Below are 24,292 nucleotides of genomic sequence, written 5' to 3'. Positions count from 1 at the left end.
GATCCGACTGATGCCTTCCCTGCCTGCTGTTCTTGCTGCATTCCGGCCACAGTGCCCCGTCCGTGTCGCACCTTCTGTGGAGACCACATGAACACTGATCTGACTTACGCCTTCGGCAAAACACCCGTCGCGTCAGTGGATGAAGCCATCGAACGCATCGACTCGCTGACCTCATGGCTGGCTCCGGACGATGGCATGTCGCCGTTCAACACGATGTACCTCAGCGTTATCAAGGCGATCCACGAGGCTACCCTCACCGGGTACTTCACGAACCCGGCCTTCATCGACCAGCTCGACCTCAGTTTCGTCAACCGCTATTTCGATGCCTACAACCGGTCGGCCACCGGCGCCTCGCTGCCGCGATGCTGGGACGTCTTGTGGCGGCTGAGGCGCTCGCCTCACCAAGTTCCGTTGCAGTTCGCGCTGGCCGGCATGAACGCACACATCAATCACGATCTCGTCCTGGCGCTCGGCGAAACGTTCACCGCGCTCGACGCAGACCCGCGCGACCCGACGCTGGCCGCCGACTTCAACCGAGTGAACGACCTACTCGGCGCGCTCGAGCCGGACATGCGCCGCTCGTACGAGAACGACCTGCTGCAGCACATGGACGATGCGCTCGGGACCAAGGACGACCGGTTCAACCGCTGGAGCATCGCCGCAGCACGCCAGGCGGCCTGGCACGATGCCGAGATCTTGTGGCGACTGCGCAACCATCCCACCCTGCGTGCGCGGTGCGAGGCCGCGCTGGATCACGCGGTGGCGCTGGTGGGGCAGTGCCTGCTGGTTCCGCTCGCCCGGCGGGCCCACCATGAGACCTCGACGTGCTGCCACCACTCGCCGGTGCTTGCTGCGGCCCGGCCCGCGTAATTCGTCTTCTCAACGGCCCAGCTGCTCCAGTCAGAGCGGGATATCGCCCGGCAGCCCCCACTGGACGGTCTCCCAGGCGCGGACGTACCAGGTGCCCGTCGCGGCCCGCCAGACTGCGCGGTCGGTGAAGCCGTCGCCGTCGTAGTCGCCCGGCACCGGCAGGTCGCCGGTCCGTCCCCACACCACGGTCGGCAGGCCGCGGACGTACCAGGCGCCGGTCGACGGACGCCAGACGGCAAGGTCAGCGCCGCCATCCCGGTTGTAATCCGCGGGCACCGGGACGTCCCCGGTTCGGCCCCACGACACGGCGGGCAGGCCACGGACGTACCAGGCGCCGGTGGCGGGTCGCCACACAGCGAGATCCACCCGGCCGTCGCCGTTGTAGTCACCGGGCACCGGGATGGCGATGCTGGTTCCCCATTGGACGGTCGGCATGCCCCGCACGTACCAGGTCCCCGTCGAGGGCCGCCAGACGGCGAGATCCACCCGGCCGTCGCCGTTGTAGTCACCGGGCACCGGGAAGTCCCCGGCCCGCCCCCACACCACCGCCGGCATCCCGCGCACGAACCAGGTCCCCGTCGAGGGCCGCCAGACCGCCAGGTCGGCCCGCCCGTCGCCGTTGTAGTCACCAGGCACCGGAATGTCGCCGGTATTGCCCCACGGCACCGCCGGGAAGCCGCGCACGAACCACACACCGCTCGACGGCCGCCAGACGGCAAGGTCAGCGCGCCCGTCCCCGTTGAAATCGGCGTCGCTGACAGCAGCCGCCACCTCAGAGAGCAGCCCGCGTGCCTGCTTGGTCTTCAGCACCAGCAACGCTGCCGCGTCGACCTTGGCCCGGAAGGAGGGGCTGCTCGCGGCTCGGGCCGACACCGCGTTGACCATGACCGGGATCAGGCCGGCATCGACGGTCAGCACCATGTCCCCGCCGGCATCGAGGAACTTGACGGCGCGCTCGCCGGGGGACCACGCCGCGACCTGCGCGGCCCGTCCTAGGTCGTCGCTGATCACCACGCCCCGGAACCCCAGCTGCCCGCGCAGGATTCCGCCGATGATGGCGGGGGAGAACGCGGCCGGGCGATCCGGATCGATCAGCTGGTAGTAGGCCGAGGACATCATCGTGAAGGCCGCGCCCGCCTGTATCCCGGCCCGGAACGGCGCCAGGTAGGCGTCATCGGGGGTGGTGACGTAGTCGGTGACGCCGGCGGTGGTATCGGTGTTCCCATCGACCCGGCCGAGGCCCGGGAAGTGTTTGACCGTGGTGGTGACGCCGGCCAGCGCCATTCCCCGGACCACCGCCGCGCCGTGCGGGCCGACGACCTCCGGAGTGTGGCCGTACTCGCGGTTGTAGTACCCGATCGGCGGGTTGGCCTGACCGACCGGCACCGTGTCCGTCACCGGCGCCAGGTTCATGTTCACGCCGGCCGCCGCGAGTTGGCCGCCCCACTGCCGGGCGGCGGACTGCAGCGTCGCGGTGGACCAGCCGCCCTGCGTCAGCGCCTGCGCAATGGTGGAGAACCCGGCGCCCGACAGCACCTGGACGTAGCCGCCCTCCTGATCGGAGCTGACGAACAGCGGAACGCCGCGGGTGGCCGAGGACGTGGCGCGGGCCTGCAAGCGGTTGGCGATCGCGCGGGTGGCGGCGACGCCGAGCGAGCTGCGCCCGGTGAGGATCACATTGCCGACGTGGTGGTCGCTGATCGCCGACAGCGCCGCAGCGCTCGGGCCGGTCGCGGCGGCTCCGACCATGAACAGCTGGCCGATCCGCTGCGCCTCGGTCATCGAGTTGAACAGGGCCTGCGCACCCGACGCCGGAACACTCGTGGACACCAACGCCGCATGGACCGGCCTCGAGACAGCTGCCGTCACGAGGGCGGCCGGACCTTCGACCACCAGCACAGCGCCCGCCGAAGCGGCTCCTATCCCGACGACCACGGCGCTGACACCCACCACCAGCGCCACCCTGCAGGTCACTCGCTGACGCCTCATGTCCGCCGCCTTCCTTGCCCTGCAGCCCAACAGGCATCCTGCCGACGAAAGATGTTGCGAGCATGGACACGCGAGGGGTGCGCCCGAACAGTAGTCCCCCGCAGCTGCCAGGGACGGTGTTTGCCCGGCAAGTTCAACAATTGCCCGGCAAGTCCAACTATCGCCTAGCAAGTCCGACCAGACGATTCCCGCTTCGAGTGCCGTCGATCGATCCGCAATCGTCACCCGATTAGAAGCTCGACGGTCCAGAATGAGGCATGGGCCGCGACGACGCCTACGCCGACGACATCGACTGGCTCGATGTCAGCTCCGCGGACGGCGTGGGCGGGACCGCTCCGCCGCGCCGGCCCTGGCCCAGATGGCTGACGCTGGCGGTCACCGGAGTCGTCATCGCTGTCGTGGTCGCGGTGCTGAACCTCGAGCGCCGGGATCCGGCCGCCTCGACGGCGCGACCCGCGCCGGCTTCCTCGACTCCGCTGGCGCCCGCGGCCGCACAGCCACCGCTGGCGGCCGTCTCGGTCACCGAGCTGGGCCGTCCGCTGCTGAACACGACCGCCAAGTGGGAGCTGTTCGGCCGCGGTCCCGGCGTCCTGGTCAGGATCGAGCCGGCCGCCGGCCGGATCACCCGGACGGTGATTCCCGACCTGCGCAGTGGCGGGGCCGTGTACCTGGTGGCGGGCTCGGACCGGGTGGTCATCCGGCCGCTGGACCATGTGCCCGGTTACCTCGTGCGGGACGGCCGGCCGGCCGAGGAGATGTCCCCGTTGCTCAACGTGAACGGCCCGGTGTTCCCAGGACCGTCGCCGGACCGGATGTGGGTCCGGCCGGCCGACGATCACCAGCCGGTGATGGCCCTGACCACCCTGGACGGCCAGCGGCTCCCCCAGTACATCCCGGTCCCGGCCGGGAACTCCTCCTTCGAGGCAGTTGCCGACGGGGGCGGCTACCTGCTGTACACAGGAATCGGCGGCGTGTACGACGCCCGCCCGGGCGGCGTGCGCCGGATCAGCACCGGCGCGCTGATGGCCGTCGGCCCCACCGGGTGGCTGGCGGTCGAGTGCGACGAGCGCTACCGCTGCCGAACCGTGTCGATCAGCCGGGCGAACGGCCAGCGCCGGACCGTGGCAGAGGGCGCGCTGAGCCGCGACTGGCGAGGGGTGATCTCACCTGACGGCTCGACTGCCGCGGTGACGACCGCCGGTCCGAACGGAGTCGTCGGCCTCTCTCTGATCGACCTCGTCCACAACCGCGTGCGCCGGCTTCCCAACCAGCTCGTCAACCAGGACGCCCTGAACGGCGCCATGGTCTTCTCGCCCGACAGCGCCTGGTTGTTCACCGTCGCCCCCGCCGGCACGGTGTCGGTCATCAACCCCCGAACCGCCGCGGTGAGCCCGCTCGGCATATCGCTGCCTGGCCTCAGCCAGCTCGTCGTGCGGCCGGCGCCTCGGGCCCGGCCGGCGTCCACGGTCGCTGCCACATCGCTGTCCGCCGCCAAAGCGCTGGCCGTCGCCCAGGCGCTGACCAAGACGTGTTGCCGGCCAACCCCCCGGCCGTGACAACTCCCTACGCGCGCGGCACACTCGCCTCATGCGCCGAGCCTTCGCCCACGACGCCGAACTGGTGATGCCGGCCGCCGGGGACGACGGCGCTCCGGGCGCGGCCATCACCGTCGCCCTGTGCGGGCACTGGGAACATCAGCCGCCGTGCCCGCTGGCGCCGCATCACACCTCCGCCGACCGGGACGGCGACACGGTGCGGATCCGGACCCTGTTCGCGGCCGAGCCCGGCCATGCCGAGGAGGTCCATCGCCGGATCGAGCAGGCGCTCAGAGCCGGTGAGCTGTCCCGACCGGACGGGCCGAACGCCCGCTGGCAGCTCCGGCACAGCGCACCGGCGGAGGTCAGCGAGGCCGAGCGGGACCACGCGGAGCGGCTGATCAGCAACTGACCGACCCACGGGCCCGGCGCCGACCGCGCGGGCCCGCGAGAAGCTGGTTCACGTCGTGATCGTCAGGTGTGCCGGCTCTTGCCGGTCGGCGTTCTGGCGTGGCTGACATAGATCCTCGTGCGGTACACCTGGCCAATGTTCTAACGCCCCGCCGAACGGCCGCAAGGTCAACGGTGGATGTCGCAGATATTTCGCGCGTGCAGCAATCCGCAAATGCGCTTGTTCTCCAAGGGAGAAATCCGGATCTCGCAACTCGCCTCGACAAGGTGCTGGCCCGGCCGCTGCCGGAGCCGACGCCAGCCGCGCCGCCGGTCAGCGGGCCCCCGGCTGAAGGCGCCAGACTCGGCGTCGGGTGCGGCTGTTCCGGGCTCGACCGCCGGTACGACCGGGCCGCAGGACAACCCGGTCGTCGGTGTCAGGGAGGAATTGGGATGAGTCTCGACGTGCAGATCAGCGGCACCGCCATGCAGATGGCGATCGTCCAGCTGCGGCCGGGCCAGACCGTCTACAGCGAGGCGGGCAAGTTCCTGTTCAGCTCGGGCGACGTGACGATGGAGACCAAGCTCACCGCGCCCACCGGAGCCGGGCAGCCTGCGGCGGCCGGCGGTCTGGGTGGCGTGCTGCGCGGCGCGATGGACGTCGGCAAGCGGGTGCTGGCGGGCGAATCGTTCGCGTTCTGCCACTTCACCACCACCGGCGGCGACGGCCTGCTGGCCCTGGCCGGGGTGCTGCCCGGCGAGATGCGGGTGCTCGAACTGGACGGCCAGACCACCTGGTTCGCCGAGAAGGATGCCTTCGTCGCCGCTGAGGCGGGGGTGAACTTCGACATCGCCTTCTCGGGCCTGCGGCAGGGCTTCGCCGGTGGCGAGGGGTTCGTGCTGGAGAAGTTCACCGGCCGGGGCAGCCTGATCATCGCCGGCGCGGGCAACTTCATCGACATCAATCCGGCCGATTACGGCGGCCGGCTCAAGGTGGACACCGGCTGCGTGGTCGCCTGGGACCACCGGATCTCCTACGGCGTCGAACGGGTGGGCTCGCTCAACCGGGCCGGGGTGATGAACGCGGCGTTCGGCGGCGAGGGCATGTCGGTGGCCACACTGACCGGCAACGGCTCGGTGATCCTGCAGTCGATGACCATCGACGGGTTGGCCAAGGCGCTGCGCAAGAACATGGGCGCCGGCGACCGCAAGACCGGGGCTGGAATGGGCGGGTTGTTCTCCGGCAGCACCGAGTGAGACCTGGCGCGGCCTATCAACCACACCTTCACAGCGACGTCTTACCTCATCATTACAGCGGCCACACGTGGCGGAACTTCCCAGCTGCCCTGCTCGTCTCACTAGCATGAACCTCGCCGTCCGCTCCGGGCGGCGATGATCGGCCATGAAGGCCCCGGGGCCTTCCTCTAGTCACCTGGAGTTTCTCGTGGGAGTCAGCCTCACCAAGGGCGGCAACGTCTCGCTCACCAAGGCAGCGCCCGGCCTGACCGCGGTCACGGTCGGCCTGGGCTGGGATGCGCGCACCACCGACGGCCAGGACTTCGACCTCGATGCCAGCGCGATCGCCTGCGGCACGAACGGCAAGGTCCTGTCCGACAAGCACTTCATCTTCTTCAACAACCTCGCCAGCCCCGACGGCGCTGTGGAGCACACCGGCGACAACCTGACCGGTGAGGGCGAGGGCGACGACGAGCAGGTCAAGGTCAACCTTGCCGGCGCCCCGGCCGAGATCGACAAGATCGTCTTTCCGGTCTCGATCTACAACGCCGAAGCCGGCGGCCAGACCTTCGGTCAGGTCCGCAACGCCTTCATCCGCGTGGTCAACCAGGCCGACAATTCCGAATTGGCCCGTTATGACCTGTCCGAGGACGCTTCGACCGAGACCGCGATGGTGTTCGGCGAGCTGTACCGCAACGGCCCCGAGTGGAAGTTCCGCGCCGTCGGCCAGGGCTACACCTCCGGCCTGGCCGGCATCGCCCGGGACTACGGCGTCAACGTCTGATCGACAGCGCGGGTCATCCTCACGCGGCCGGGCCCGGCCGCGTGAGGCTCGATCGGGTTTAGGACGATTGTGGGCGGCTGGGACGGCCTGGGACAGTTAGGACGCCCGGCCGTCCCTGTCCAGGCCGGCTCGTGCGGTGGGTAGGAAGGAGTTCCATGGGAGTCAGCCTCGCCAAGGGCGGCAACGTCTCGCTGACCAAGCAGGCCCCGGGCCTGTCCGCGGTCGTGATCGGCTTGGGCTGGGACGAGCGCATGACCAGCGGCCAGGCCTTCGACCTCGACGCCAGCGCCCTGATGCTTGCTGCGTCCGGCCGGATCCTCTCCGACGAGCACTTCGTGTTCTTCAACAACCTCGCCAGCCCGGAGGGCTCGGTGGAGCACACCGGCGACAACCTGACCGGTGAGGGCGAGGGCGACGACGAGCAGATCAAGGTCGACCTGAGCCGGGTGCCGCCCGAGGTGGACCGGATCGTGTTTCCGGTGTCGATCTATGACGCCGACAGCCGCCAGCAGAACTTCGGCCAGGTCCGCAACGCCTTCATCCGCGTCATCAACCAGGCAGACGGCGCCGAGTTGGCTCGTTACGACCTGTCCGAGGACGCCTCCAGCGAGACGGCGATGATTTTCGGTGAGCTGTACCGCCGTTCCGGGGACTGGAAATTCCGGGCGGTCGGCCAGGGTTATTCCTCCGGCCTGGCCGGTATCGCACGTGACTACGGCGTCAACGTGGGCTGATTGATGCAAGCCACCCCATCCAACCGAGGTTCGAGGCCCGGTTGCCTACAGATAGCGAAGCTTTCATGGTCTTGAGGATTTTCGGCTGGTCGTTCGGGGTCACCGCGATCGGCCTGCTGCTGGCGTTCCTGTACGGCGGTCCGGCCGGACTGGCGATCGCGGCGATCCTGATCGTCCTGGAGATCTCGGTCTCCTTCGACAACGCCGTCGTGAACGCCACCGTGCTGGAAAGGATGAGCCCGTTCTGGCAGAAGCTGTTCCTGACCCTCGGCGTCCTGATCGCCGTCTTCGGCATGCGGCTGGTCTTTCCGCTGCTCATCGTCGGGATCACCGCGCACCTGTCGCCGACCGAGGCGGTGTCGCTTGCCCTGGATAAGGGCCCCGCGGACGAGCCGGGCACCTACGCCTACCTGCTGAACGAGGCGCACCCGGCGATCGCGGCCTTCGGCGGCATGTTCCTGCTGATGCTCTTCCTCGACTTCATCTTCGAAGAGCGCGACATCACCTGGCTGAGCTGGCTGGAGCGCCCGCTCGGCCGGATGGGCAAGCTCGACATGCTCGGGGTCGTGGTGGCCAGCGTGCTGCTGCTGCTGGCGGCGACCCAGCTCGCTCCGGAGGACAAGGTGGCCACCGTCCTGATGTCCGGCGTGCTGGGCATGATCACCTACATCCTGGTGAACGGGCTCAGCAGCATGCTCGAGGAGCACGAGGTGCCCCACGTCGACCCAGAGGACGAGTCCGGCTCGGAACTGCTGCCCGCTCCTTCGCGTGAGGTGCCACCCAGGAGCGCCGCGAAGGCCAACGGCGAGCTTGCGCTCAAGACCGGCAAGGCCGCCTTCTTCTCGTTCCTGTACCTCGAAGTGCTGGACGCCTCGTTCAGCTTCGACGGCGTGATCGGCGCCTTCGCCATCACCTCCGACCCGATCATCATCGCCATCGGCCTGGGCGTCGGCGCCATGTACATCAGGTCTCTGACGGTCTATCTGGTGCGCAAGGGCACGCTGGCCGAGTACGTCTACCTCGAGCACGGGGCGCTGTGGGCGATCGGCTCGCTGGCGGTGCTGTTGCTGCTCACCATCAAGTTCCACATCCCCGAGGTGGTCACCGGCCTGATCGGGGTCGGCTTCATCGCCGCGGCGCTGGTGTCCTCGGTCCGCCGCAACCGGCGCGAGGACAACACCCCGTCCAGTACCGGCTCTCCCGATCTCGACCCGGCCACGGCCGCGGTCTGAGATCGCCCCAGCGAACAGAAAGCAGACTGACATGGGAATCGACTACACCAAGCGCCCGGCCACTCCGGCCGCCCCGGCTGCTCCGGCGGCCCCGGCTGCCCCGCCTTCCGGCGGCGCCCCGGTGTCGCTGTCCAAGGTGACCCTGACGAAGTCGGCCCCGACGGTGTCGCTGACCAAGCAGGGCTCCTCGAGCGGCATGCTGCGGGTGAACCTGAACTGGAACGCCAAGGCCGGCGGGGGCGGCGGCGGGCTGTTCAAGCGCTCGGCGCCCACCCTCGACCTCGATCTCGGGTGCCTGTACGAGTTCACCGACGGCACCAAGGGCGTGGTGCAGGCGCTCGGCAACGCCTTCGCGGCCAGCCCCCGCGGGGTGTCCGAGCCGGTCATCCGGCTGGACGGCGATGACCGCTCGGGCACCAAGTCCGACGGCGAGAACCTGTTCATCAACCTCGGCTACGCCAATCAGATCAAGCGGGTGCTGGTGTTCGCCCTGATCTACCAGGGGGCGGCGAACTGGGCGGCTGCCGACGGCGTCGTGACGCTGTTCCCGGCCAACGGCCCGCAGGTAGAGGTCCGGCTGGACGAGACCCGCGACGGCGCCCGGATCTGCGGCATCGCCCTGCTGGAGAGCCGCAACGGCGAGCTCTCGGTCCGCCGCGAGGTCAACTACATCGACGGCAGCCAGAGCGCGCTGGACCGCGCCTACGGTTGGGGGATGAACTGGGCGCCCGGGCGCAAGTAACGTTCGCCCTGCACCCTGCCGACCAGAAGGAGCTCCCAGATGTCTGACCTCGACCTCGGTTCGAGCGCTACCTCGGCGGCCAGCCCCAGCGGCCAGCCGGCTGGCAACGCGCTGGTGCTGGCGCCTCCGCCGCCGGTGGTCGTGGTGGAGAAGGAGCAGGCCGTCGGAGCGGTGCCGCTCGACAACGCCCGCCAGCTCGAGCTGCGGTCCCGGGCCCAGTCCTTCGCCCAGGAGCTGGCCAGCGTGGACGCCAACTCACCGGCGTTCACCGAGAAGGTCAACGCGATCACCTCGATGGGCGAGCAGGACATGCGCGCTGCGGCCAGCGTCTCCAACCGGATGCTGGACCGGCCGGCCGCGGCGTTGAACGCCAGCAAGGGTCGCGGCGGCGCCGATGCCCAGTCCCGGGTGGCCAGCACCCTGGGCGAGCTGCGCCAGACCGTCACCGAGCTCGACCCGAACCGGGCCGACCTTACCGGGGTGAAGAAGGTCCTGAAGTTCCTGCCGGGCGGTGACAAGGTGCAGCGATACTTCCAAAAGTACGAGTCGGCGCAGACCCAGCTCAACGCGATCATCAAGGCGCTGGAGTCAGGTCAGGACGAGCTGCGCAAGGACAACGCGGCCATCGACACCGAGAAGGCCAACATGTGGGCCACCATGGGCAAGCTCAGCGAGTACAACGAGCTGGCCGGCGCCCTCGACGCGGCTGTCGAGGAGAAGATCGCCCAGCTGCAGGCGGCCGGGCAGACCAAGCAGGCCGAGGCCTTGAAGGCCGACGCGCTGTTCCCGATCCGGCAGCGGCGGCAGGACCTCATGACCCAGATGGCCGTGGCGGTGCAGGGGTACATGGCGCTGGACCTGGTGCGCAAGAACAACATCGAGCTCATCAAGGGCGTCGACCGGGCTCAGACCACCACGATCGCGGCGCTGCGGACCGCGATCATCGTCTCGCAGGCGCTGTCGCGGCAGAAGCTGGTGCTGGAGCAGATCACCGCGTTGAACGCGACCACCTCGGACCTGATCGAGCGGACGTCGGAGCAGCTGCGCATCCAGGGCGGCCAGATCAACCAGCAGGCCGCCTCCTCCACGATCGAGGTCGCCAAGCTGCAGGCCGCCTTCGACAACGTCTTCGCGACCATGGACGCGCTGGACACCTTCCGGGCCCAGGCCGCGGACTCGATGGCGGCGACCGTGGACGCGCTGCAGGGGCAGATCGAGCGAGCCAAGCCCTACCTCGAGCGCACCCGCCGCGGGGAGCTGAGCGGCTGAGCGCCGCCGGAGGAGAATGGCAGAGTCAGGCATTCTCCGTACGACGAAGTGGACCACCATGACCTGGTTCCGGAAGCTGCTGCCGCCACCGGCCGCGCCTGCTCCGGCGCCGGACCCATCGGCGCCCGGACCGCCCGCCGACGGCGATGATCCGGCCACGCTGCGCAGCAACCTGGCCCAGCTCAACCGGTTCATCAACCAGAACTCCGGCCGGCTGCCCGGCGAGTCGGTGGTGACCGCGCGGCGGGTGACCGACGTGCTGCGCGAGGTCGTCGACACCTCCGAGATCCGCCCGCTCGACATCTATGCGGTGATCTCGATCCAGGGCATCCTGCAGGACTACCTGCCGACCACGCTGCGCAGCTTCCTGGCCCTCGACCAGGCTCAGCTGACGGTGCCCCGGCCGTCCGGCCGTACCCCGGTCCAGTCCCTGCAGGAACAGCTGGACGCGCTGTTGGACGCCGCGACCAGCCTGCTCATCGCCGCTCAGGCGCAGGACGCCGACGCGCTGCTGAGCCAGGGCAGCTTCTTGCGGACCAAGTTCTCCGGATCGGACCTGGACCTGTGAAGGGCAACCGGAACGGCAGACCGGTGGCAGCGAACCGGAATCGCGGACCTGTGAAGGCAGGCCGGTAGATGGCGACCATGAAGCGCGGCTCGAACGTCGCCCTGACCCGCGAGATACCCAGCCTCACCGGCCTGGTGCTGGGGGTGCGCTGGGACGCCGGCGCCGAGACCGCGTTGACCGACAACCTGGTGGTCGCCACCATCCTCTGCGACGAGCACAGCAAGGCGCTCTCGGACGAGCATTTCGTGTTCTTCAACCAGCTCACCGAGCCCTCGATGACGGTCAGCCAGCTGGAGAAGGCGATGGGAGGGGATTCCGAGCAGATCGAGATCCAGCTGGACGCGGTGCCACCGCAGGTACGGCGAATCGTCGTGGTGATGTACCTCAACGAGGGCATGGGGCTGCGCCGGAGCCTGGGACGGCTGCGCGAGTGCGTCCTGCGGGTGCTCAACCTGGCTGACAATGCCGAGCTGGTCCGGTCGGAGAACCTGGCCAGGGCGCTGGACGGGGAGACCGCTATGACGCTGGGCGAGGTGTACCGCCATCAGGGCGACTGGAAGTTCAAGGTCATCGGCGAGGGGTACTCCACCGGCATCGCGGGCCTGGCCAAGGACTACGGGATCACGTTGTGAACATCGACGTCTCCGCTCCGGACCGGGCGCCGGCGCGGACCGACCTGCCGTTCCTCCGGCACCGTGCCCGATTCCGGCCGGCTGCCCAGCCTGCGGTGCCTGCTGCCCAGCCTGCCGCTACCGGGGCGTCGGGTCTGGATCTGTCGAGGCCGGCTGCCCGGCCTGCGGCGCCGGCTGCCCGGCCAGCCGCGCCGGCTGCTACCGGGTCGTCGGGCCTGGACCTGTCGAGGCCTAATGCCCGGCCTGCGGCGCCGGCGGCTACCGGGTCGTCGAGCCTGGACCTGTCGAGGCCCGCTGCTCCGGCTGCCCGGCCGGCCGCCACCCCACCGTCCGCTGCTCCGGCCGCTTCTCCCGCCACGTCCCGGCGGGTCGCCCGCCCGCTGCCCCGCGCCCGTTCCGGCGAACGGACGCTGCTCACCCCCAAGGCGCCGACGATCACCCTCAATCGGCTGCAGAGCGGCATCGGCGTCCTGACCATCGAGGCGGCCTGCTCACCGGCGGTCGGCGATCTGCGGATCGGCGCCGCCTACGAGCTGGCCGATGGCCACAGCTCGCTGGTGTCGCGGGTCGGCGGCATAGCCACCGCTCCGCGCAATTCGCGGCGGCCGGTGATCGTCGCCAGGGCCGAGCAGTACGAGCGGCTGATGGTGGACCTTCGGCAGAGCCGGCACCTGGACCGGCTGGTCGTCTACGGCTTCTCCGAGTCCGGCAGCCAGTTGAACTGGGGTGGCACGCTGGTTCTCGGCACGGCCGGTGGCGCCCGGGTGGAGCTTCCGCTGGACCGGCCACCGTCCGGCGGCGTGACCGTGCTGCTGTCGATCTACAACGTCCACGGCGAGTTCGTGGTACGCGCCGAGATGGAGGACTTCACCGGCTCCATCCGCAACGCCGTCCAGGCCTACGGCTTCGACCGGATCAGCTGGCTGGACGACCGCACTCCAGTGGCCTGAGAGGCTGATATGCGTCATTTCGACTTCCTGTCCGATGCCGACCGGCAGCGGCTGTTCTTCCGGCCGCCGCAGCCGTTCAGCGCCAACGACGACCTGGACGTGCTGGGAATGGCCCTCGGTGCCACCCTCTACAGCCCGGCCACCCGTCCGTCCCTGGTGGCAGACCTCGCCAAGCGGTTCGACCAGGGCGTGCTGAGCACGGTGATCTGCCTGGAGGACTCGATCCCGGACGAGGCAGTGGCCGCGGCGGAGCAGAACGTGATCGCGCAGTTGCGGGCCTACGCCGAGTCCGGAGCGCAGCGGCCGCTGGTGTTCATCCGGGTCCGGTCGGCAAGCCAGATCCCGATGATCGTGGCCGGTCTGGGCGAGCGGGCACCGATCCTGACCGGGTTCGTGCTGCCGAAGTTCACCGACGAGAACGGCGCGCCGTTCCTGGACGCCATCCACGAGGCCAGCGCCGCGGTCGGCCGCCGGCTGCTCGCGATGCCGGTGCTGGAGGCGCCGTCGGTGATCTTCACCGAGTCCCGGACCGAGGTGCTGCTGCAGATCCGCCAGCTGCTGAACAAGTACCGCGACCATGTGGTGGCCGTCCGGATCGGCGCCACCGATCTGAGCTCGTCCTTCGGCCTGCGCCGCTCCCGGGACCTGACCATCTACGACGTGCGGGTGGTGGCCGACGTGATCGCCGACGTGGTCAACATCTTCGGCCGTGCCGACGACACCGGATTCGCCGTCACCGGCGCGGTCTGGGAGTACTTCTCCGGGACCGAGCGGATGTTCAAGCCGCAGCTTCGGGAAGCGCCGTTCATCGAGCATTCCGAACGGGCGCTGCGGGCCGAGCTGATCGCCCGCGACCTCGACGGCCTGATCCGCGAGGTGGCGCTGGACAAGGCGAACGGCCTGACCGGCAAGACCGTCATCCACCCCAGCCACGTGGCCGCCGTGCACGCGCTGTCGGTGGTGACCCACGAGGAGTACTGCGACGCCCGCGACGTGCTCGGCACCCGGTCCGGGGGCGGGGTGTCCTCCTCGGCGTACGGCAACAAGATGAACGAGTCGAAGCCGCACTCGGCATGGGCGCGGCGCACCGTGCTGCGCGCCGCCGTCTTCGGCGTCGCCAATGCCGACATCTCCTTCGTCGACCTGCTCGGCGCGGGGCTGCATCAGTGACTCCCGCCCAGAACGCCCAGGCCCGTCCGGCGCCCTGGCCGGGGGACTGGGTCGCCGGCGCCCTCGGCGTCGCGATCGAGTCCGAGCCGCAGGAATCCGGTTCGCCGCTGACGGTGCCGGACCTGGTGGGCATGGCCCTGCGCCGCAACCCCCGACGGGCCCACCTGCTGGTGTCGACGGTGCTGGGCAAGCACCTGCCGGCCGATCCGCGGCTGGTGTACGGCGCCGGCCGGCTGCTCGGCGCCCTGGCAGCCGATCGGCTTGCCGGCCAGGCCAGCGACATCGGCGCCGTGGGCGGCAGCCTGCTGCGGTCGGCGCTCACCGCCGCCGATCCGGCCGAGGACTCCCGGCGCCTGATCGAGCTGTGCGACCGGCATCGCGCTGCCAGCCAGCCGGCGGCCGGCGCGCTGGTGCTCGGGTACGCCGAGACCGCGACCGCCCTCGGCCATTGTGTCGCCGAGTCGCTGGCCGCCGGCTACCTGCAGTCCACCCGGCGCGGAGTGGCCGGGCGCCAGCCGGTGGCCGCCTTCGACGAGGAGCACAGCCACGCCACCCGGCACCTGCTGCTGCCGGCCGATCCCGCGCTGCTGGCCCGGCCGGGGGCGTTGGTGCTCGTCGATGACGAGCTGTCGACCGGGCAGACGGCGCTCAACACCATCCAGGCGCTGCACCGGAGCTGGCCGCGGCAGCGGTACCTGATCGCCGCGCTGGTCGATCTGCGCTCGGCCGCCGACCGGGACCGGCTGCGCGACGCTGCCCAGCGGTTGGGCGTCGAGATCGAGGTGGCAGCGCTGGCGTCCGGGCAGCTGAGAGTGCCCGCGGACGCGCTGGCGGTGGGGCAGCAGTTGGCGGCTCGGCAGCCGGAGGAGGCCTCCCGTTCTCGACGCCGGGCGCGGGTGAGTCCGGTGATGGCCGCCCCGGCCGAGCTCGCCGAGAGCGGCCGGCACGGGTTTCCGGCCGGCTCGCAGGCCGGCTTCGAGCGGGCGAGCGCGCAGCTCGCGCAGGAGCTGGCCGGCCGGTTGCGTGACCAGCCCCGCGAGCGCCCCGACGACCCGCGGCGGGTGCTGGTGCTGGGTTGCGAGGAGCTGATGTACGCGCCGCTGCGGATCGCCGCCGACCTGGCCGGTGCGCTGGCACCGGTGGCGACCGTCCGGTACTCCAGCACCACCCGCTCACCGGTCGTCGCGGTGGACGATCCGGGGTACGCGATCCGCAACCGGCTCAGCTTCCCCAGCACTGACGAGCCCGCCGAGCCCGCCGATCCCGACGCGGCTCCCCGCTTCGTCTACAACGTCGCGGGACTGGCCCCTGAGGAGCGGTTCAGCGACATCGTCCTGGTCACCGACACCGACCTGAGCGGCCACCACGGCGAAGCCGGCCTGGTCGGGCAGCTGGCCTCGGTCACCGACCACCTGCAGATCGTCCGGCTGCCCGCGTACCAACCCGCCGCGCGCCGGCAGGCCGTCGCCCCGCTCGCCGGCCAGCGGCTGCCGGATCCGCTGACCGGCCCGGCCTTCGGCAGCTACCCGGCCGCCGATGTGTCCTGGCTGCTCACCGACCTGTCCGGGATCGCGCTCGAAGCGCCGACCGAGGAGCGCGAGGAGGCGATCCAGTCCGGCGACGCGCACTATGCCGAGTCGCTGCCGCAGGAGTACCAGCCAAGCGCGGAGTACCGGCAGCTGTTCACCGACGCGCTGGTCGATTCGGCGAACCGGCTGGCGCACGCCGTCGGCGTGGTCACCGAGCTGGTGCTGGACCGGCGCGGGCCCGGCGTGGTGCTGGCCTCACTGGCCCGAGCCGGCACCCCGGTCGGAGTCCTGATGCGCCGCTGGGCGCGCTTCGCGCACGGCACGGAGCTGCCCCACTACAGCGTTTCCATCGTCCGGGGCAGAGGAATCGACGAGCTGGCGCTGGCCTACCTGGCCCGCCATCATGACCCGGCCCAGGTGATGTTCGTCGACGGGTGGACCGGAAAGGGCGCCATCACCCGCGAGCTGGCGGACGCGGTGGCCGGGGTGAACCGGGCCTGGTGGCCGGGCGGCGGCGGCTTCTCCGCAGAGCTCGCGGTGCTCGCCGATCCGGGCAGCTGCGTGCCGATCTACGGCACCCGGGAGGACTACCTGATCCCGTCGGCCTGCCTGAACTCCACGGTGTCGGGGCTGGTGTCGCGCACGGTGCTCAACGCCGACCTGATCGGGCCGGGCCAGTACCACGGCGCCAAGTTCTATGCCGAGCTCGCCGGCGCCGATGTCTCAGGGGACTTCATCGATGCGATCACCGCGCAGTTCCCGGCGGTGGCCGCAGCGGTGGCGCGGGACTGGCCGGTGCTGCGTGACTCCGACCGGCGGCCGACCTGGGCCGGCTGGCAGAGCGTGCGCCGGCTCAGCGAGCAGTACGGGATCGAGAACGAGAACCTCATCAAGCCAGGCGTCGGCGAGACCACCCGGGTGCTGTTGCGCCGGGTGCCCTGGAAGATCCTGATCCGGGCCGAGGACGCCGGCCGGCTGCACCACGTCCTGCTGCTGGCGCGCCAGCGTGGAGTGCCGGTGGAGCCCGTCGAGGGGCTGGCCTTCAGCTGCGTCGGCCTGATCCATCCCGGGTTCCACCGCGCCACCGCCGGACGGACGAGGGCTGACCTGGCAAGCCGGGCGCGCCCATGAGCATCCTGATCGCGACCGACCTGGACCGGACCCTGGTGTACTCCCGGGCCGCGCTGGCGCTCACCGGGGACGTCCTGCCGCCGTTGACCTGTGTCGAGCGGCGCGGCGACGAGCAGGTCGGTTTCATGACGGCGGCCGCTGCCCGGCTGACAGCCACGCTCGCCGACCGCACGGTGCTGACTCCGGTGACCACCCGGCTACCCGATCAGCTGGCCCGGGTGCGGCTGCCCGGGCCGCCCAGCCGGTTCGCGGTGGCGGCCAACGGCGGCGTGCTGCTGGTGGACGGCGTCGCGGATCGGAGCTGGCAGGCCAGGGTCGTGGCGGCGGTCGCCGACTCGGCAGATCTGTCCGATATCCTGGCATACGTCAGACAGGCTTGCTCGCCTGCCTGGACGCGGCAGGTCCGCGAGGCCGGGCTGTTCTGTTACGCCGTGCTCGGCGAGGCCGGCGCGCCGGACGGCTTCGTCGACGAGGCCGCGCAGTGGGCCGCCGGACGGGGCTGGCTGGTCTCGGCGCAGGGCCGCAAGCTCTACTGGACGCCACGCGGGCTCACCAAGACCGCGGCGGTCCGCGAGGTGGCCAACCGGGTGGACGCGGAGCTGGTGCTGGCGGCGGGGGACTCGCTGCTGGACCGCGACCTGTTGTGCTACGCCGACCGGGGCATCCACCCGGCGCACGGTGAGCTGTTCGCCAGCGGCTGGTCGGCGCCGCAGGTGGAGCGCACCCGGGCGGCCGGGGTGTTGGCCGGCCAGGAGATCGTGGAGTGGCTCGCTGCCCGGGCCGGCGAGTTCGGCCGCTGGGCGGTGGCGCGGGACACGGCGATAAGCTGAGCACACCGCCCCGCGATCGCCAGGAGAGACCACCGCAATGATCGACCTGAAGAAGCTGGCCGTCGACCCGGATGAGTACCGCCGCTCACTGGTCAAGCGCGGAGCCGAATCGGTCGACGTCGAGGGGGTGCTCAAGGCCCAGCAGGTCGTCACCCAGCTGACCCAGGAGTACGAGCAGCTGCGGGTGCAGAGCAAGGAGCTGACCCGGCGCGCGGCCAGGGACGAGGCGCTGCGGGCCGAGGCCCGGGAGCTGCGCGACCAGCAGACCGAGCTGGAGACCCGGCTGCGGCAGGCCCGCGAGGAGCTGGCTGCCAAGGCGTCCTGGCTGCCCAACTATCTCGATGACCGGGTGCCTGCCGGCGACGAGTCGGACAACAAGGTCATCCGCGCGGCGAACCTGCCGGCGACTGACCGGACCTACCGTCCGCACGACGAGATCGCCCTGGGACTGGGCATCCTGGATACCGAGCGGGCCGCGAAGCTGTCCGGCTCGCGGTTCTACGTGCTCAAGGGCGATGGCGTCCGGCTGCGGCTGGCGATGTTCCAGCTCTATCTCGACATGGTCGAGGGCCAGGGCTTCGAGCTGGTGTCACCGCCGGTGCTGGCGAAGCGATTCTCCTTCTACGCCTCGGGATACCTGCCGTTCGCGCAGTCGGACAACTTCGGCATCGCCGACTCGGAGCTGTCGCTGACCGGCACGTCGGAGCAGGCGTTGCTGGCCATGCACGCCGACGAGGTGCTGCCGGAGCTGCCGCTGAAGTACCTGGGCGATTCGATGTGCTTCCGCACCGAGGCCGGCAGCCACGGGCGCGACGTCCGGGGCATGATGCGGGTGCACCAGTTCTACAAGCTGGAGCAGTTCCTGTTCTGCGCGCCGGACGAGGTCGAGGCGCTGCACCTGCAGATGCTGGACAACGAGGTCGCCTTCGTCGACGCGCTGAACGTGCCCAGCCAGACGATCATCTGCAGCTCGGGCGACGTGGCCGCTCCAGGGTTCTTCAAGTACGACGTCGAGGCGTGGTTCCCGGCGACCGGCACGTACCGGGAGCTGACCTCGAACACCAACCTGACCGACTACCAGACCCGCCGGGCCGGCATCCGGACCCGGATCGACGGCAAGATGGTGCATCCGTACACGATCTCGGCGACTGGTTTCTGCGACCGGCACATCGCCGCGCTGCTGGAGAACAACCAGCTCGAGGACGGCTCGGTCACCGTGCCGGAGGCGCTGCGGCCCTACCTGGGCGGACGCGAGGTGCTGCGCCCGCCCAGCTAGTGGTCGGCGCTGCCTGGCTCAGTAGTGGCAGTTGTAGAGCCGCCCGTCGTTCGGGATCCACCCGTCGGGCTTGCTGTTGCCGTGCCCGTAGACCCAGGTCTGCTGCCAGTTCAGGTGGTCGACCCGGAAGCCGCCGCCGGCTGGGATGGTGTACATCACGCTGCCGCCCTCGGTGTAGCGGACCCAGGTGTTCTGGTTGACGTTGCAGAGCTGGCCTGCTGATACCGCGTAGGCAGTGCCGCCCGGCATCAGCGCCACGACTGCCACCGCCCCGAGGCCGGCCGCCGCCACCCGCATCGATCTACGCACGCCCATGGTGATCTCCTCCACCCGACACGGCTGTCCGATCGGTGCGTCCGATCCGGCTCTGGTCGGAGCCGGAAAGGTACGCCCGAGCTGAAAATGATGTCAAGGCTTCGTCGGGTGCGGGAGAGGCCTGCGGTGCACGCTGACCAGGTAGCCGAGGGACTCCTCCGAGCCGTCCCAGCCGCCGTGTCGTCGCTCTTCGATCAGGTCGGCTTCGGCGCACGCGGCCAGGTAGTCCGCCGCCGAGGTCGCCGGGCAGCCGGTCGGCAGGTGCGCCGGATCGAGGCCGAACCCGGCGACCAGCAGCCCGCCGGGCGCCAGCACCGCGGCCAGCCGCTGCACCGTGGCAGCCAGGGTGCCCGGGGCCAGCAGCGGGATCACATTGCCGGCCGCCACGACCAGGTCGAAGCCCGCGAGAGGCGCGGGCTCGAATCCGGCCAGCTCGAAGAGCCGGCCCGGGCCCGGCAGCGCGGCGAGATCGGCGGTCAGCCACGGCAGGTCCGGCCTGGCCCGGCGCGCTTCGGCCAGCATCGAGGTGTCCACATCGACCCCGACGACGCGGTAGCCGAGGTCGGCGAGCCGGATCGCGACCCGGCCGGTGCCGCAGCCGGCGTCGAGCACCTCAGCCGGGGCGGCAAGCACAGCCGGGGCGGCAAGCACAGCCGGGGCGGCAAGCAGGGCGGCGCAGAAGTTGGCCTCGCCGTGCACGTCCTGCCCGCTGGCCGCCAGCCTGGCGAACCGGGCGGCATAGTCAGCTCCCGATGCTCGCCCGGCCAACTCCGCCCACCGGGTGACCGGCCTGCTCGCCTCGTCCATGAGGTGAAGGCTAGGACATCCAGATCCCGGCCATCCGGCCTCTGGGCCAGCGGTGATCCCCAGCCGGTCATCGTGGAGACTGGCGGGGTGGATGAGCAGGCCAGGGCCCGGCGGGCCGCGTGTTCGGAGTTCGTCAACGGCGATGGGCTGGTGCGCCCGGCGGACCTGCTGGCCAGCATCGGCGCGGACGTGTCGATCGACAACTACGGCGAGGGCGGTGTCGTCGCCGACCTCGAGCGGTACGTGGCCGACCTGCTCGGCAAGCCGGCCGCGGTGTTCCTGCCCAGCGGCACGATGGCACAGGGCGCGACGCTGCGGGTGCACGCCGACCGGCGAACCAGCCGCACCATGCTCTGGCACCCGGCCTGTCACCTGGAGAACCACGAGGGACAGGCCCATGCCCGGCTGCATCAGCTGGTCGGCCGTCCGGTGGGGGAGCTGGACCGGCTGGTGACCCTCGCTGACCTGGACGGGGTGGCCGAACCGGTCGCGGCGCTGCTGCTGGAGCTGCCGCAGCGGGATCTCGGGGGCCAGCTGCCGAGCTGGGAGGAGCTTGCCGCGCAAACCGGCTGGGCTCGCGACCGGGGCGCCGCCGTGCATCTGGACGGCGCCCGGCTGTGGGAGGCTTCGGCGGGTTACGACCGTGCGCCGGCTGAGATCGCGGCCTTGTTCGACACCGTGTATGTCTCGTTCTACAAGGGCATCGGGGCGTTGCCGGGCTGCTGCGTCGCGGGCTCGGCCACCGATGTCGGGCAGGTGCGCGAGTGGCGCCAGCGCCTCGGTGGCACCCTGTTCGGCCTCTGGCCGGCCGCGGCGTCGGCGCTGACGCTGCTGCCCGAACGGCTGGCCGAGATGCCGGCCAGGTTCCGGCATGCCCAGGCGATCGCCGCCGAGCTGGCCGGCATCGACGGGATACGGATCGTGCCCGATCCGCCGCAGGCGCCGATGATGCACCTGCTGTTCGACGTTCCAGCAGACCGGTTCGCCGACAACGCCCGGCGGCTGGCCGAGGAAGCGGGCGTCTGGACCTGGGCGAAGCCGGATCCGACCGGAGACCCGAAGGTGGTGCGCTGCGAGCTGGGCGTCGGACGGGCCACCTGCCGGCTGTCCCCAGCTGTGATTGCTGACACCTTGGCCGCGCTGATCGCCTGAGACAGACAGCGCATCGTCGGCAATACCGGGCGTTCCGGCGAGCTGGCTGTCAGTGCCGGCCGGTAAGAACGAAGCATGACCGCTGAAGCTCTGGACACCGCTCGGCAACTGCTCCAGGTGCGCCGCATCTGGGCCGAGCCCGACGCGCTGATCAGCCCGCGAGGCCGCCAGGTGCTCGACCGGTTTCCCGCCGCCGAGATCATCGAGGTCGACTCGCACTGGAAGATCGAGGAGTTGCACGGCAACGCCGGCAATGTCGAGCGCTGGGTCAGGGTCAAGACCGAGGACCTGGTGATGGGCGTCAAGAAGTCACTGACGGCCCGCCCGAACGGCCGGTCCGCGGACTGGATCGCCCCGTCGCTGGCCAACGGCTGCGCGATGGCATGCGCCTACTGCTACGTCCCGCGCCGCAAGGGTTACGCCAATCCCATCACGGTGTTCACCAATATCGACAAGATCATCGGCTACCTCATCCGGCACATCGCCCGGCAGGGCCCGAAGACCGAGCCGAACCAGTGCGATCCGCTGGCCTGGGTGTATGACATCGGCGAGAACGGTGACTGCTCGGTCGACGCGCTGGTCAGCGACAACGTCGCCGACCTGATCGCCGCGTTCCGGGGGCAGCCGGGCGCCAAGGCATCGTTCGCGACCAAGCACGTCAACCGCGAGCTGCTCGACCTCGACCCGCAGGGACGCACCCGGATCCGGTTCTCCCTGATGCCCGAAGCCGATTCGCGGCTGCTGGACATCCGCACCAGCCCGATCGCCGACCGGATCGCCGCCATCGACGACTTCGTCGCGGCCGGTTACGAGGTGCACCTGAACTTCTCACCGGTGGTGCTGCGCGACGGGTGGCAGGCGGACTGGGCCGAGCTGCTGCGCCAGGTCAGCGACGGCGCCGGCGAGGCGTTCAAGGCGCAGGCGGCCGCCGAGGTGATCCTGTTGACCCACAACCGGCAGCTGCACGAGGTCAACCTGGGCTGGCATGCCAAGGCCGAGGACGTCCTGTGGCGCCCGGAGCTGCAGCAGGCCAAGCGGTCCGAAAGCGGCGGCTTGAACGTCCGGTACCGCAACAACATCAAGGCCGACGGGGTTCGGCAGCTGCGGGAGCTGATTGCCGCCGAGACGCCCTGGCTGGGCATCCGGTACGCCTTCTAACCTTCGAGCGGCTCCCCTGGAGCGGCTGGGTCAGTCAGGGATGACGGCGTCCGCCTCGACCTCGACGAGCAGCTCGGGCTCGATCAGCGCCGTGATCCCCAGCATCGAGGAGGCCGGCCGGATGTCGGCGAAGAATTCACCGTGCGCCCGGCCGACCTCGTCCCAGCGGCTGATGTCGGTGACGAACATCCGGGTTCGCACCACGTGTTCCAGGCTCGCGCCGGCCTCGCGCAGCGCGGCCTCGATGCGGCGGATCGCCTCGCGGGTCTGCTCGGCGATGTCGTCGCCGCCGACCGCGCCGCCACCCGGTAGCGCGGCCGTGGTGCCGGCCACCGACACCCAGGACCCGACCCGGACGGCGCGTGAGTAGCCGACGACCGGCTCCCAGACCGCCCCTGAGGACACCGTCTGACGTTCGCTGCTGGGCCCGCTCATGGGCGCAGTATCGCAGCACCGGCGACTGGACCAGGTAGCGCAGGCATCGATCCGCCAGCTGGCATCCCGCGCTGTCACGCCGGCCGGTAGACCAGCGACCCCTCACTGATCCGGGCTCGGGCCCGGGCCGCGGTGGCAGCCGGATCGTCGCTGTCGTCGGTGAAAAGATGCCGCTCGGCGATCCCGGCCCCGGCGAACATCCGGTGCACCTGCTCGGTCGCCGCGAGGTCGGTGAAACCGTGGCCGGTCCGTTCGGTGACCCGCGCCAGGCAGCAGTCCAGCGACGGCAGCAACACGGCATAGTGCATCTCGTCGAGCCCCGTCGCCGCCAGGAACGTCGGGGAGAACCACGGGCCGATCACCCCGTCGTAGACGACCTGATAGCCGCCGGTGACCAGCCGGCCGGTCGCTGCCGCAGCCGCCTGGATCACCACGTCGTTCTGCTGGTCGGCCTCGTCCAGCCAGGGGTCGATGTAACCCTGCCGGACGAAGGCGAAGAAGTCGTCCCCGACCACCAGCGCGCTGCGGGGGAAGCCGTCGGCCAGGATGCGCGCCACGGTGGACTTGCCGGCCCCGGGTGGCCCGGCCACCACGATCAGCTCGCTCACGACGCCATTGTCGCCTGACAGCGCAGCGATGCCGACGGCGACCGCGCCGGGGGCCTGCGGAGCCGCCCTAGGATGATCCGGTGGCGACCTTCGAGACTGTGACGACCGCCGACGGCGCGGTGCTGGAGTACCTGGTCAGTGGCCCGCCCGACGGCCGGACGTTGCTGTTCCAGCCCGGCACCCCGAATTCCGGAGCGGCCTTCCGTGCCATCGTCGAGCCCGCCGCGGAGCTGGGGCTGCGCACGGTCAGCTACTCCCGGCCCGGCTACGGCCAGTCCACGCCCCGTCCGGGCCGCAGCGTGGCCGATGCGGTTGCCGATATCGAGGTCGTCCTCGACGCGGTCGGGGCGCAGGAGTTCGTGACGCTCGGCTGGTCCGGCGGCGGCCCGCACGCCCTGGCGGCCGGCGCGCTGCTGCCCGAACGGTGCCGGGCGGTCGCGGTGCTGGCCGGTGTGGCGCCCTACCCGGCGCCCGGCATCGACTGGTTCACCGGCATGGGTGAGGGCAATCTCGAAGAGTTCGGCGCCGCCCTGGCCGGCCCTGCCGAGCTGGACCCGCTGCTGGAATCGTTCGCGGCAGAGTTGGCTACGGTGACCGGCGAGGGGGTCACCGAGGCGATGGCCAGCGTGCTGTCACCGGTGGACCGCGCCGCGCTGACCGGGGAGTTCGCCGAGGAGATGGCGGCGGCGCTGCGCCGCGCGGTGTCCAGCGGCATCGCCGGCTGGCGCGACGACGACCTTGCCTTCGTTCAAGACTGGGGATTCGACCTCAATAAGATCAGCGTGCCGGTCGACATCTGGCAGGGCCGGCAGGACCGGATGGTTCCCTTCGAGCACGGCCAGTGGCTGGCCGCCGCGGTGCCCAACGCCCAGGCGCACCTGTTCGCGACCGAGGGGCACCTGTCGATGCTGAGTCAGATGCCGGCGCTGCTTGCCGAGTTGGCGGGATAA

At 70.5% G+C, this 24,292-nt stretch carries 24 protein-coding genes; 19 read left to right on the top strand and 5 right to left on the bottom strand.

Annotation, left to right across the window (positions count from 1 at the left end):
• Nucleotides 1-87: 87 nt before the first annotated feature.
• The gene (locus VF612_RS03730) at nt 88-870 is read left to right on the top strand and encodes a DUF5995 family protein (protein ID WP_408658505.1); all 783 of its coding nucleotides are present in this window, start codon (nt 88-90) and stop codon (nt 868-870) included.
• A 30-nt stretch (nt 871-900) separates the two neighbouring features.
• On the opposite strand, the gene VF612_RS03725 is transcribed toward VF612_RS03730, so the two are convergent.
• Nucleotides 901-2,859: a glycoside hydrolase family 3 N-terminal domain-containing protein gene (locus tag VF612_RS03725; RefSeq protein WP_408658504.1), complete on the bottom strand. Its 1,959-nt coding sequence runs from the start codon at nt 2,857-2,859 to the stop codon at nt 901-903.
• A gap of 257 nt (nt 2,860-3,116) precedes the next feature.
• Here VF612_RS03725 and VF612_RS03720 point away from each other — a divergent pair, with 257 nt between their 5' ends.
• The 15 genes from VF612_RS03720 (at nt 3,117) to serS (ending at nt 18,867) form a co-directional block, all read left to right on the top strand.
• The gene (locus tag VF612_RS03720; protein WP_408658503.1) at nt 3,117-4,415 is read left to right on the top strand and encodes a hypothetical protein; all 1,299 of its coding nucleotides are present in this window, start codon (nt 3,117-3,119) and stop codon (nt 4,413-4,415) included.
• 31 nt (nt 4,416-4,446) lie between these two features.
• Nucleotides 4,447-4,806 (top strand): hypothetical protein, encoded by a 360-nt coding sequence (locus tag VF612_RS03715; protein ID WP_408658502.1) that lies wholly within the window; start codon nt 4,447-4,449, stop codon nt 4,804-4,806.
• 431 nt (nt 4,807-5,237) lie between these two features.
• Nucleotides 5,238-6,041: an AIM24 family protein gene (locus VF612_RS03710; RefSeq protein WP_408658501.1), complete on the top strand. Its 804-nt coding sequence runs from the start codon at nt 5,238-5,240 to the stop codon at nt 6,039-6,041.
• Between the two features lie 187 nt (nt 6,042-6,228).
• Complete coding sequence (locus VF612_RS03705) at nt 6,229-6,804, top strand: TerD family protein (protein WP_408658500.1); 576 nt, start codon at nt 6,229-6,231, stop codon at nt 6,802-6,804.
• Nucleotides 6,805-6,959: 155 nt separating this feature from the next.
• Complete coding sequence (locus VF612_RS03700; RefSeq protein ID WP_408658499.1) at nt 6,960-7,538, top strand: TerD family protein; 579 nt, start codon at nt 6,960-6,962, stop codon at nt 7,536-7,538.
• A 65-nt stretch (nt 7,539-7,603) separates the two neighbouring features.
• On the top strand, nt 7,604-8,770 hold the full coding sequence (locus tag VF612_RS03695; protein WP_408658498.1) for a DUF475 domain-containing protein: 1,167 nt from the start codon (nt 7,604-7,606) through the stop codon (nt 8,768-8,770).
• A 31-nt stretch (nt 8,771-8,801) separates the two neighbouring features.
• Nucleotides 8,802-9,512, top strand: coding sequence for a TerD family protein (locus VF612_RS03690; RefSeq protein ID WP_408658497.1), 711 nt, complete (start codon nt 8,802-8,804; stop codon nt 9,510-9,512).
• 39 nt (nt 9,513-9,551) lie between these two features.
• Nucleotides 9,552-10,781, top strand: a complete 1,230-nt coding sequence (locus VF612_RS03685; RefSeq protein ID WP_408658496.1) for a toxic anion resistance protein — start codon at nt 9,552-9,554, stop codon at nt 10,779-10,781.
• Between the two features lie 58 nt (nt 10,782-10,839).
• A complete protein-coding gene (locus tag VF612_RS03680; protein ID WP_408658495.1) occupies nt 10,840-11,349 on the top strand; it encodes a hypothetical protein in 510 nt (169 codons plus the stop codon).
• Between the two features lie 68 nt (nt 11,350-11,417).
• The gene (locus VF612_RS03675) at nt 11,418-11,981 is read left to right on the top strand and encodes a TerD family protein (RefSeq protein ID WP_408658494.1); all 564 of its coding nucleotides are present in this window, start codon (nt 11,418-11,420) and stop codon (nt 11,979-11,981) included.
• The gene (locus tag VF612_RS03670; RefSeq protein ID WP_408658493.1) at nt 11,978-12,931 is read left to right on the top strand and encodes a hypothetical protein; all 954 of its coding nucleotides are present in this window, start codon (nt 11,978-11,980) and stop codon (nt 12,929-12,931) included. Before VF612_RS03675 ends, VF612_RS03670 begins: the two co-directional genes overlap by 4 nt.
• Nucleotides 12,932-12,940: 9 nt before the next feature.
• Nucleotides 12,941-14,101: an HpcH/HpaI aldolase/citrate lyase family protein gene (locus tag VF612_RS03665; RefSeq protein WP_408658492.1), complete on the top strand. Its 1,161-nt coding sequence runs from the start codon at nt 12,941-12,943 to the stop codon at nt 14,099-14,101.
• Entirely contained in the window at nt 14,005-16,761 is a 2,757-nt protein-coding gene (locus VF612_RS03660; protein WP_408658491.1) for a phosphoribosyltransferase, read from the top strand. Before VF612_RS03665 ends, VF612_RS03660 begins: the two co-directional genes overlap by 97 nt.
• The gene (locus VF612_RS03655; RefSeq protein ID WP_408658490.1) at nt 16,758-17,591 is read left to right on the top strand and encodes an HAD family hydrolase; all 834 of its coding nucleotides are present in this window, start codon (nt 16,758-16,760) and stop codon (nt 17,589-17,591) included. Before VF612_RS03660 ends, VF612_RS03655 begins: the two co-directional genes overlap by 4 nt.
• Before the next feature lie 37 nt (nt 17,592-17,628).
• Nucleotides 17,629-18,867, top strand: coding sequence for a serine--tRNA ligase (serS, locus tag VF612_RS03650; protein WP_408658489.1), 1,239 nt, complete (start codon nt 17,629-17,631; stop codon nt 18,865-18,867).
• Nucleotides 18,868-18,885: 18 nt separating this feature from the next.
• On the opposite strand, the gene VF612_RS03645 is transcribed toward serS, so the two are convergent.
• Complete coding sequence (locus tag VF612_RS03645) at nt 18,886-19,182, bottom strand: hypothetical protein (RefSeq protein WP_408658488.1); 297 nt, start codon at nt 19,180-19,182, stop codon at nt 18,886-18,888.
• A 93-nt stretch (nt 19,183-19,275) separates the two neighbouring features.
• Nucleotides 19,276-19,989, bottom strand: a complete 714-nt coding sequence (locus VF612_RS03640; RefSeq protein WP_408658487.1) for a class I SAM-dependent methyltransferase — start codon at nt 19,987-19,989, stop codon at nt 19,276-19,278.
• Nucleotides 19,990-20,076: 87 nt separating this feature from the next.
• On the opposite strand from VF612_RS03640, the gene VF612_RS03635 reads away from it, so the two are divergent.
• A complete protein-coding gene (locus VF612_RS03635; RefSeq protein WP_408658486.1) occupies nt 20,077-21,141 on the top strand; it encodes a threonine aldolase family protein in 1,065 nt (354 codons plus the stop codon).
• A 75-nt stretch (nt 21,142-21,216) separates the two neighbouring features.
• The gene (locus tag VF612_RS03630) at nt 21,217-22,299 is read left to right on the top strand and encodes a spore photoproduct lyase family protein (protein WP_408658485.1); all 1,083 of its coding nucleotides are present in this window, start codon (nt 21,217-21,219) and stop codon (nt 22,297-22,299) included.
• A 30-nt stretch (nt 22,300-22,329) separates the two neighbouring features.
• On the opposite strand, the gene VF612_RS03625 is transcribed toward VF612_RS03630, so the two are convergent.
• Nucleotides 22,330-22,734 (bottom strand): RidA family protein, encoded by a 405-nt coding sequence (locus VF612_RS03625; RefSeq protein ID WP_408658484.1) that lies wholly within the window; start codon nt 22,732-22,734, stop codon nt 22,330-22,332.
• 74 nt (nt 22,735-22,808) lie between these two features.
• Nucleotides 22,809-23,342 (bottom strand): ATP-binding protein, encoded by a 534-nt coding sequence (locus tag VF612_RS03620; RefSeq protein ID WP_408658483.1) that lies wholly within the window; start codon nt 23,340-23,342, stop codon nt 22,809-22,811.
• 80 nt (nt 23,343-23,422) lie between these two features.
• Here VF612_RS03620 and VF612_RS03615 point away from each other — a divergent pair, with 80 nt between their 5' ends.
• A complete protein-coding gene (locus VF612_RS03615; RefSeq protein ID WP_408658482.1) occupies nt 23,423-24,292 on the top strand; it encodes an alpha/beta fold hydrolase in 870 nt (289 codons plus the stop codon).

Origin of the sequence: Jatrophihabitans sp., from assembly GCF_036388195.1 — a bacterium.
Classification (GTDB): domain Bacteria; phylum Actinomycetota; class Actinomycetes; order Mycobacteriales; family Jatrophihabitantaceae; genus Jatrophihabitans_A.
Note: the sequence above shows the minus strand (reverse complement) of the source record. Positions and strands in the feature narration are given on the sequence as shown.

Excerpts from the sequence above, each read along its gene's own strand:
- VF612_RS03730 (WP_408658505.1), top strand. The coding sequence starts at position 88 with ATGAACACTGATCTGACTTACGCCTTCGGCAAAACACCCGTCGCGTCA.
- VF612_RS03725 (WP_408658504.1), bottom strand. The coding sequence starts at position 2,859 with ATGAGGCGTCAGCGAGTGACCTGCAGGGTGGCGCTGGTGGTGGGTGTC.
- VF612_RS03720 (WP_408658503.1), top strand. The coding sequence starts at position 3,117 with ATGGGCCGCGACGACGCCTACGCCGACGACATCGACTGGCTCGATGTC.
- VF612_RS03715 (WP_408658502.1), top strand. The coding sequence starts at position 4,447 with ATGCGCCGAGCCTTCGCCCACGACGCCGAACTGGTGATGCCGGCCGCC.
- VF612_RS03710 (WP_408658501.1), top strand. The coding sequence starts at position 5,238 with ATGAGTCTCGACGTGCAGATCAGCGGCACCGCCATGCAGATGGCGATC.
- VF612_RS03700 (WP_408658499.1), top strand. The coding sequence starts at position 6,960 with ATGGGAGTCAGCCTCGCCAAGGGCGGCAACGTCTCGCTGACCAAGCAG.
- VF612_RS03695 (WP_408658498.1), top strand. The coding sequence starts at position 7,604 with ATGGTCTTGAGGATTTTCGGCTGGTCGTTCGGGGTCACCGCGATCGGC.
- VF612_RS03690 (WP_408658497.1), top strand. The coding sequence starts at position 8,802 with ATGGGAATCGACTACACCAAGCGCCCGGCCACTCCGGCCGCCCCGGCT.
- VF612_RS03685 (WP_408658496.1), top strand. The coding sequence starts at position 9,552 with ATGTCTGACCTCGACCTCGGTTCGAGCGCTACCTCGGCGGCCAGCCCC.
- VF612_RS03680 (WP_408658495.1), top strand. The coding sequence starts at position 10,840 with ATGACCTGGTTCCGGAAGCTGCTGCCGCCACCGGCCGCGCCTGCTCCG.
- VF612_RS03675 (WP_408658494.1), top strand. The coding sequence starts at position 11,418 with ATGGCGACCATGAAGCGCGGCTCGAACGTCGCCCTGACCCGCGAGATA.
- VF612_RS03665 (WP_408658492.1), top strand. The coding sequence starts at position 12,941 with ATGCGTCATTTCGACTTCCTGTCCGATGCCGACCGGCAGCGGCTGTTC.
- VF612_RS03660 (WP_408658491.1), top strand. The coding sequence starts at position 14,005 with ATGGGCGCGGCGCACCGTGCTGCGCGCCGCCGTCTTCGGCGTCGCCAA.
- VF612_RS03655 (WP_408658490.1), top strand. The coding sequence starts at position 16,758 with ATGAGCATCCTGATCGCGACCGACCTGGACCGGACCCTGGTGTACTCC.
- serS (WP_408658489.1), top strand. The coding sequence starts at position 17,629 with ATGATCGACCTGAAGAAGCTGGCCGTCGACCCGGATGAGTACCGCCGC.
- VF612_RS03645 (WP_408658488.1), bottom strand. The coding sequence starts at position 19,182 with ATGGGCGTGCGTAGATCGATGCGGGTGGCGGCGGCCGGCCTCGGGGCG.
- VF612_RS03640 (WP_408658487.1), bottom strand. The coding sequence starts at position 19,989 with ATGGACGAGGCGAGCAGGCCGGTCACCCGGTGGGCGGAGTTGGCCGGG.
- VF612_RS03630 (WP_408658485.1), top strand. The coding sequence starts at position 21,217 with ATGACCGCTGAAGCTCTGGACACCGCTCGGCAACTGCTCCAGGTGCGC.
- VF612_RS03625 (WP_408658484.1), bottom strand. The coding sequence starts at position 22,734 with ATGAGCGGGCCCAGCAGCGAACGTCAGACGGTGTCCTCAGGGGCGGTC.